This window comes from Stenotrophomonas testudinis (assembly GCF_024499815.1).
In the GTDB taxonomy this organism is placed as follows: domain Bacteria; phylum Pseudomonadota; class Gammaproteobacteria; order Xanthomonadales; family Xanthomonadaceae; genus Stenotrophomonas.
Window position 1 is genome coordinate 143401 of sequence record NZ_JAMOKY010000007.1, and the last position, 6685, is coordinate 150085.

Consider the following 6685-nt stretch of genomic DNA (forward strand, 5'->3'; position numbering starts at 1 on the left):
TCCGTTCAATTGTTCAACGCGTACATCACGATGTTGACGCCGAAGCGGGTGTTGTCTTCGGCCAGGAAGCGCTTGTTGCGCCAGTCGTAGTCCCACTCGCAGCCGTAATCCTTGTTGCTGTAGAGCAGGCCCAGGCGGCCATCGACCTCGATACCCTTCAGGTAGTCGTGCACGAGGTCATCGCCCCAGCCGTTGAGCTCGAAGCCGGTGGCGGGCGGGCCGTCGGGGAAGCGGAAGAAGCTGCGGTAAAGCGCATGGCTGTTGGGCAGCTTCTGCAGGGCCCTGGGCCCGAACAGCCGGCCCATCTGTGCCTCGAACGAGGTGGCGAACAGACCGTCGATGTCATGGTTGCAGTCGTCGACGAAGACGAAGCCGCCGTTGCGCACGTAGCGCACGAAGTTCTGCCGCTCGGCGGCGTTGAACTCCACCAGCGTGTGCCCGGCCAGGTAGCAGAACGGCGCCTCCAGCATGCGCGGGTCGGCCAGGGCCACCACGTGTTCCTGCGGGTCGACGCGCAGCGAGGTGTAGTCGATCAGCGAGGTGATCAGGTTGGACGGCATGCGCGCGTCCACGTCCCAATCTCCGGAGTCGTACTGCAGGCGGGTGAACCAGAAGTCGTAGCGCGAACTGCGCGGGCCTGCCTGCGCGAAGGCCGGCAGCGCCGCCGCCGAAGCGGCAGCGGCCAACCAGCGCAGGCAGGCCCGCCGATCCATCAGACCGCGTCGGACAGCGAGGTGAAGGTGAAATCGCGCAGCTTCATCGGCGGGATCATCATCACGTAGCTGGATTCATCACCGGCCACGCGCACCGGCTTGCCCAGCTCTTCGATGTTGTTGAGCATGATGACCGGCGATTCGTTGAAGCGGAAATTCTTCACCGGGTGCTTGATCTGACCGTTCTCGATGTAGAAGGTGCCATCGCGGGTCAGGCCGGTCAGCAGCACGGTCTGCGGGTCGACCATGCGGATGTACCAGGTGCGGGTGACCAGGATGCCCTTCTGGGTGCCGCGCACCAGATCGGCGGTGCTCTTGTCGCCACCGCTCATCAGCAGGTTGCCCGGCGTGGCCTTGGCGGTCTTGCCCTGCTTCTGTGCCCAGAAGCGCGAGTAGTCCAGGTTGGCGACCTTGCCGTTCTCGATGATGGCCATGCGCTCGCGCGGCATGCCCTCGCCATCCCACGGCAGCACCGGTGCGTCGGCATGCCACGGGTCGGCGTACATGCTCACGCGCGGGTCGTAGACCTGCTCGCCCAGCTTGTTGCCACCGCCCTTCTTGGACAGGAAGCTGCGGCCTTCATCGGCCGAGCGCGCGCTGAAGAAGTTCATCATGAAGCTGATCAGGCCGGCGGCGGCGGCCGGCTCGAGGATGACCGTGTACTTGCCCGGTTCCAGCGCCTTGGCTTCCGAGGATTCGGTGGCCTTGCGCATGGCGATGCGGATGTCCTGGTCGGCCTTGAAGTCCGCCGCGTCCTTCAGGTTGCGGCCGACCCAGCCCGAACCGCGGCCGTCTTCGGTGCGCACGGTGCAGGTGTAGTCGAAGCTTGTGCTGCGCTGGTAGCCGAAGTTGCCGTTGCTGTTGGCGGTGGCATAGAAGCCCTGGCCATCTTCCAGGAAGCCGGCGGCGATCAGGCCGTTGCCACGGCACGGCGCGATGGAATCGGCGGCGACCTTGGCGCGGAACGCCGGATCGATGGCGGCGGTGGATTCGCTGAAGGTAGGGCTGGCGCGGTAGGTCTGCTTGCCGATGGCCGGCATGAATTCCGGGTTTTCCGGGGCCAGGCGGGCCAGGTCCTCGGCGCGGCGGACCACGCGTTCCAGCGCGGCATCGTCGAACTCGTTGATCGAGGCGGTGCCCACGCGCTTGCCGAAGGCCACGGTGACGGCCAGCTCGGTGTTGTCCACGATGCCACTGGTGGACACGTTGTTCAGGGCGAAACGGATGTTGCCGTTGATGGAACCGGCCAGTACGGCGGTGCACTCATCGGCCTTGGACAGGGCGATGACCTTGTCGAGGATGGCCTTGGCCTGGGCTTCGGTGAAGATACTCATGGTGTAAGGGCTCCTGACCGGTCAGCCGAGGCTGCGTGCGGTGTTGATGACGTTGATGCCGTTGAAGCGCGCGGTGGACGAGCCATGCGAGACCGCCGAGACCTGGCCCGGCTGGCCCTTGCCGTCGAAGAATGAACCGCCCAGGCGGTAGTCGCGTTCGTCGGCCACGGCGGTGCAGGCGTTCCAGAACTCCGGCGTGCGGATCTGGTAGGCCACGTCTTCCAGCATGCGGGTGATCTTGCCGTTCTTGATCTCGTAGAACAGCTGGCCGCCGAACTGCGCGTTGTAGCGCTGCTGGTCGATGGAGAACGAGCCGTCGCCGATGATGTAGATGCCGTTCTCGACGTCCTTGATCATGTCCGGAACGCTGAGCGGGGTCTTGCCCGGCGCCATCGACACGTTGGCCATGCGCTGGAACTGCACGCTGGACCAGGAATCGGCGTAGCAGCAGCCATCGGACTCGGTCTTGCCGAGGATGTGGGCCTGGTCGCGGATGGTCTGGTAGTCCACCAGTTTGCCGTTGCTGATCAGGTCCCAGCGCTTGCACTTCACGCCTTCATCGTCGTAAGCGACCGCGCCGAGGCTGCCCGGCTGGGTCTTGTCGGCGAAGATGTTGACGTGCTCGCTGCCGTACTGGAAATGCTGCTCGCGCTTGTCCAGGGTGGCGAAGCTGGTGCCGGCGTAGTTGGCTTCGTAACCGAGCACGCGGTCGAGTTCGAGCGGGTGGCCGATCGACTCGTGGATGGTCAGCCAGGTGTGCGAGGGATCGAGGATCAGGTCGTACTTGCCGGGCTTCACCGAAGGCGCCTTCAGCTTCTCCTGCGCCTGCTTGGCCGCAGCGATGGCGTCTTCCTTCATGTCGTAGGAGGAGCCGTAGTTCACCACGCCATTGGGGGTGAGCACCTTGCCGGCGGCGGCGCCGTCCAGGTACTCGTAGCCCAGGCCCATCGGTGCGGACAGGCCTTCGCGGGTGCGGAACTTGCCGCTGGCCTTGTCGATGGCGGTGACCGTCATCGGTGCCCAGATGCGGTGCACGTCCTGGTCGATGTAGGAACCATCGGTGGAGGCGAAGTACTTCTGCTCGTTGACCAGGAACAGCATCGAGTTGACGAAACTGGCACCGGCGCCCATCGCGGCCGCGTTGACGTCCAGCAGCAGGTCGACCTTCTCCTTGATCGGCACGTCCATGGCGTTCTTGCGGATCGGCGTGCGCCAGCTCACTTCACCCACGCCCGGCGCCTTGGCCAGCTGCACCGGTGCGGTCTGCACGCCTGCGTTGGCCTTGGCAATCGCGGCGGCCTGCTGCGCGGCGCGGGCCACGTCGGCGGTGCCCAGCGCATTGGTGGCGGCGAAGCCCCAGGCGCCGTTGACGATCACGCGGATGCCGACGCCGGTCGACTCCGTGTTCACCACGTTCTGCACCTTGTCCTCGCGGGTGATCACGAACTGCCGCAGGTAGCGGCCGATGCGCACATCGCAGTAGGTGGCGCCGGCGCTGCGGGCGGCCTGCAGCGCGGCATCGGCCAGGCGCTTCTTCAGCCCCAGGTCGAGACTGGACTGCAGCTGCTCGGCGGCGATCGCCTTGCCGAAGAACGACGGCACGATCAGGCCGCCCGCGGTAAGCCCGGTCAGGGCAAGGAAGTCACGTCTCTGCAAGGCAGCTCTCCACGTCGAAGGATGGGACGACTCAGGCGCCGAGACTGCGCGCGGTATTGATGATGTTGATGCCGTTGAAACGGGTGGTGGACGACCCGTGCGAGACCGCCGATACCTGCGCGGGCTGGCCCTTGCCGTCGAAGAAGGAACCGCCGAGGCGGAAGTCACGCTGGTCGCAGATCGCGGTGCACGCGTTCCAGAACTCCGGCGTGCGGATCTGGTAGGCCGCATCCTCGACCATGCCGGCGATCTTGCCGTCCTTGATCTGGTAGTAGAGCTGGCCGCCGAACTGCGCGTTGTAGCGCTGCTGGTCGATGGAATAGGAGCCGCGGCCGTGGATCCAGATGCCGTTCTCCACGTCCTTGATCATGTCGTCCACGCTCAGCGGCGCCTTGCCCGGTGCCAGCGAGACATTGGCCATGCGCTGGAACTGCACGCTGGACCAGGAATCGGCGTAGCTGCAGCCATGCGAGGCCTCGCGACCGAGGATATGGGCCTCATCGCGGGTGGCCTGGTAATCGACCAGCACGCCATCACGCACCAGGTCCCAGCGCTGCGTCTTCACCCCTTCATCGTCGTAGCCGACCGCACCGAGGCTGCCCGGCTGGGTCTTGTCGGCGAAGAAGGTGACGAGGTCGCTGCCCCAGCGGAAACCGGCATCGCGCTTGTCCAGGGTGGCGAAACTGGTGCCGGCGTAGTTGGCCTCGTAGCCCAGCACGCGGTCCAGTTCCAGCGGGTGGCCGACGTTCTCGTGGATGGTCAGGAACAGGTTGGACGGGTCCAGCACCAGGTCGTACTTGCCGGGCTTCACCGAGGGCGCCTTCAGCTTTTCGCGCGCATGGCGGGCGGCGGCGATGGCGTCCTCGACCGGGTCGTAGGAATCGCGGTAGGCGGTGAGGCCGCCGGGCAGCTGTACCTTGCCGCGCGCATCGCCATCGAGGAATTCATAGCCCATGCCCATCGGCGAGGACAGCCCGGCACGGGTGCGGAACTTGCCGCTGGCCTTGTCGATGGCGGTAGCGGTGAACGGCAGCCAGATGCGGTGGATGTCCTGGTCGATGAAGGAGCCGTCGCTGGAGGCGAAGTACTTCTGTTCGTTGACCAGGAACAGCGTGGAATTGATGAAGTCGGCGCCGGCATCGAGCGCGGCGCCGTTGAGCGCCAGCAGCAGTTCGATCTTGTCCTGGATCGGCACGTCCATGGCGTTCTTCCGCACCGGGGTCTGCCAGCGCACCTCACCGACCGCCGGCGTCGGTGCCAGCTGCACCGGACGGGTCTGGATGCTGGCGTTGGCACGGGCAATGGCCGTGGCCTGCTCGACCGCGCCGCGCACGGCGGCCTCGGTCTGCTGGTGGGTGGCGGCGAAGCCCCAGGCACCGTTGACCAGGACCCGCACGCCCACGCCGGACGACTCGCGGTTGGTCACGTTGCCGACCTGGTGTACGCGGGTGACCACCGACTGGTTGAGGTAGCGGCCGATGCGCACGTCGCAGTAGCTGGCCTTGGCCGTACGCGCGGCGGCGAGGGCGACCTCGGCCAGGCGCCGGCGCTGGGCGGTATCCACCGGCGCGAGCAGCTGCTCGGCCGCGATCAGCCGCGAATGCGGCAGCACCAGGCCGGCAAGGCCCAGACCGGAATACGCCAGGAACTCACGTCGTTGCACAGCGTCTCTCTCTCTTTCACACCTGTGCGGAGGGCAAAGGACCACTCCGATCACTTGAACTGTCCGACTTTCGCCAGCGCGGGGCGATCGGGCAAGTGACTGCAGTCATGGTAGGGGTGGGTTTCGGCAGGGCTGCGCCCTGCACCCGCAGAGGCCAGGGCCAGAGCAACGTCAAAAGCTGGCATTCCGTGGGATGGCGGGGTGGTGTCGGATTGCGGGGACGCCGTAGACCCATCCATGGGGGCTTGGCCGCGGCATCCATGCCGCGGACACCCCGCAATCCGACACCGCCCCACCTCTGACAGTTCCCCGCGGCTGTTGGTAGGTGTCGACCTTGGTCGACACGATTTTTCTGTCAGATATCGAAATGAATCCGGGGTCAGATCGCGGTCAACTGTCGAAGGCGGGGTGGGTCCGGTTGAGGGGGTGTGAGCGGCATGGATGCCGCGACCAAGCCCCCATGGATGGGTTTACGGCGTCCCCCTCAACCGGACCCACCCCGCCATCCCACAGGAAGCCAGCTTTTGCAGTTGCTTCGGCTTCGGCCTCTACGGGTGCAGGGCGCAGCCCTGCTCAGTAACCCCCTCGTGCACAATGAGGCTGACCCCGCCTGGACGTTCTCCGATGTCGAGCAAGCCGTATTCAGAAGCCTGCGAACGCAACCGCGAACCGATCGCGGCCGCGCTCGACCCATGGATGGGCGACCGGCATCGAGTGCTGGAAATCGGCAGCGGCACCGGCCAGCACGCGGCCTTCTTCGCCGAGCGCTGGCCGTGGCTGCGCTGGCAGCCCAGCGACCATCCGGACCATCTGTCTGGCATCGAGGCCTGGCGCGCCGAGGCGGCGCTGCTCAACCTGCTGTCGCCGCTGGCGCTGCAGGTGGAACTGCCGCCGGCACCGGGCCTGACCCTGCCCGAGGGCAGTTCCTTCGATGCGGCGTTCAGCGCCAATACCCTTCACATCATGGGCTGGGAGCACGTGCAGGCGTTGTTCGCCGCGCTACCGCCGCTGCTGCGCCACGGTGCGCTGCTGGCGGTCTACGGCCCGTTCAACTACGGCGGGCGCTACACCAGCGACAGCAACGCGCAGTTCGATGCCTGGCTGAAGGCGCGCGACCCGCGCAGCGGCATCCGCGATGTGGAAGCCGTGCAGGCGCTGGCCGAAGACAACGGCTTCACCCGCCTCCGCGACGTGGCGATGCCGGCCAACAACCGCCTGCTGCTGTGGCGGTTAGGCTGAACCCCCGGTAGTGGGGGGGGGGGGGGGGGGGGGGGGGGGGGGGGGGGGGGGGGGGGGGGGGGGGGGGGGGGGGGGGGGGG

Annotated in this window: 5 protein-coding genes; 1 reads left to right on the forward strand and 4 read right to left on the reverse strand. The window is 66.6% G+C overall.

All coding sequences use genetic code 11. The features are described from left to right. Positions 1–5: 5 nt before the first annotated feature. From NQ204_RS06940 to NQ204_RS06955, 4 genes are read right to left on the reverse strand one after another with little or no spacing between them, the layout of a single operon-like run. Positions 6–713, reverse strand: a complete 708-nt coding sequence (locus tag NQ204_RS06940) for a DUF4159 domain-containing protein (protein ID WP_200750945.1) — start codon at positions 711–713, stop codon at positions 6–8. Continuing rightward, positions 713–2047 (reverse strand): TldD/PmbA family protein, encoded by a 1335-nt coding sequence (locus NQ204_RS06945; RefSeq protein ID WP_108767250.1) that lies wholly within the window; start codon positions 2045–2047, stop codon positions 713–715. Before NQ204_RS06945 ends, NQ204_RS06940 begins: the two co-directional genes overlap by 1 nt. Positions 2048–2068: 21 nt before the next feature. Continuing rightward, positions 2069–3703, reverse strand: a complete 1635-nt coding sequence (locus tag NQ204_RS06950) for a TldD/PmbA family protein (protein WP_116865219.1) — start codon at positions 3701–3703, stop codon at positions 2069–2071. 31 nt (positions 3704–3734) lie between these two features. After that, positions 3735–5366, reverse strand: coding sequence for a TldD/PmbA family protein (locus tag NQ204_RS06955; RefSeq protein WP_256643436.1), 1632 nt, complete (start codon positions 5364–5366; stop codon positions 3735–3737). Between the two features lie 624 nt (positions 5367–5990). Here NQ204_RS06955 and NQ204_RS06960 point away from each other — a divergent pair. Further along, on the forward strand, positions 5991–6605 hold the full coding sequence (locus NQ204_RS06960; RefSeq protein ID WP_256643437.1) for a DUF938 domain-containing protein: 615 nt from the start codon (positions 5991–5993) through the stop codon (positions 6603–6605). Positions 6606–6685 lie beyond the last annotated feature (80 nt).

What these genes read in the sequence shown, in the direction of transcription:
- NQ204_RS06940 (WP_200750945.1), bottom strand. Translation starts at nt 713, where the DNA reads ATGGATCGGCGGGCCTGCCTGCGCTGGTTGGCCGCTGCCGCTTCGGCG.
- NQ204_RS06945 (WP_108767250.1), bottom strand. Translation starts at nt 2,047, where the DNA reads ATGAGTATCTTCACCGAAGCCCAGGCCAAGGCCATCCTCGACAAGGTC.
- NQ204_RS06960 (WP_256643437.1), top strand. Translation starts at nt 5,991, where the DNA reads ATGTCGAGCAAGCCGTATTCAGAAGCCTGCGAACGCAACCGCGAACCG.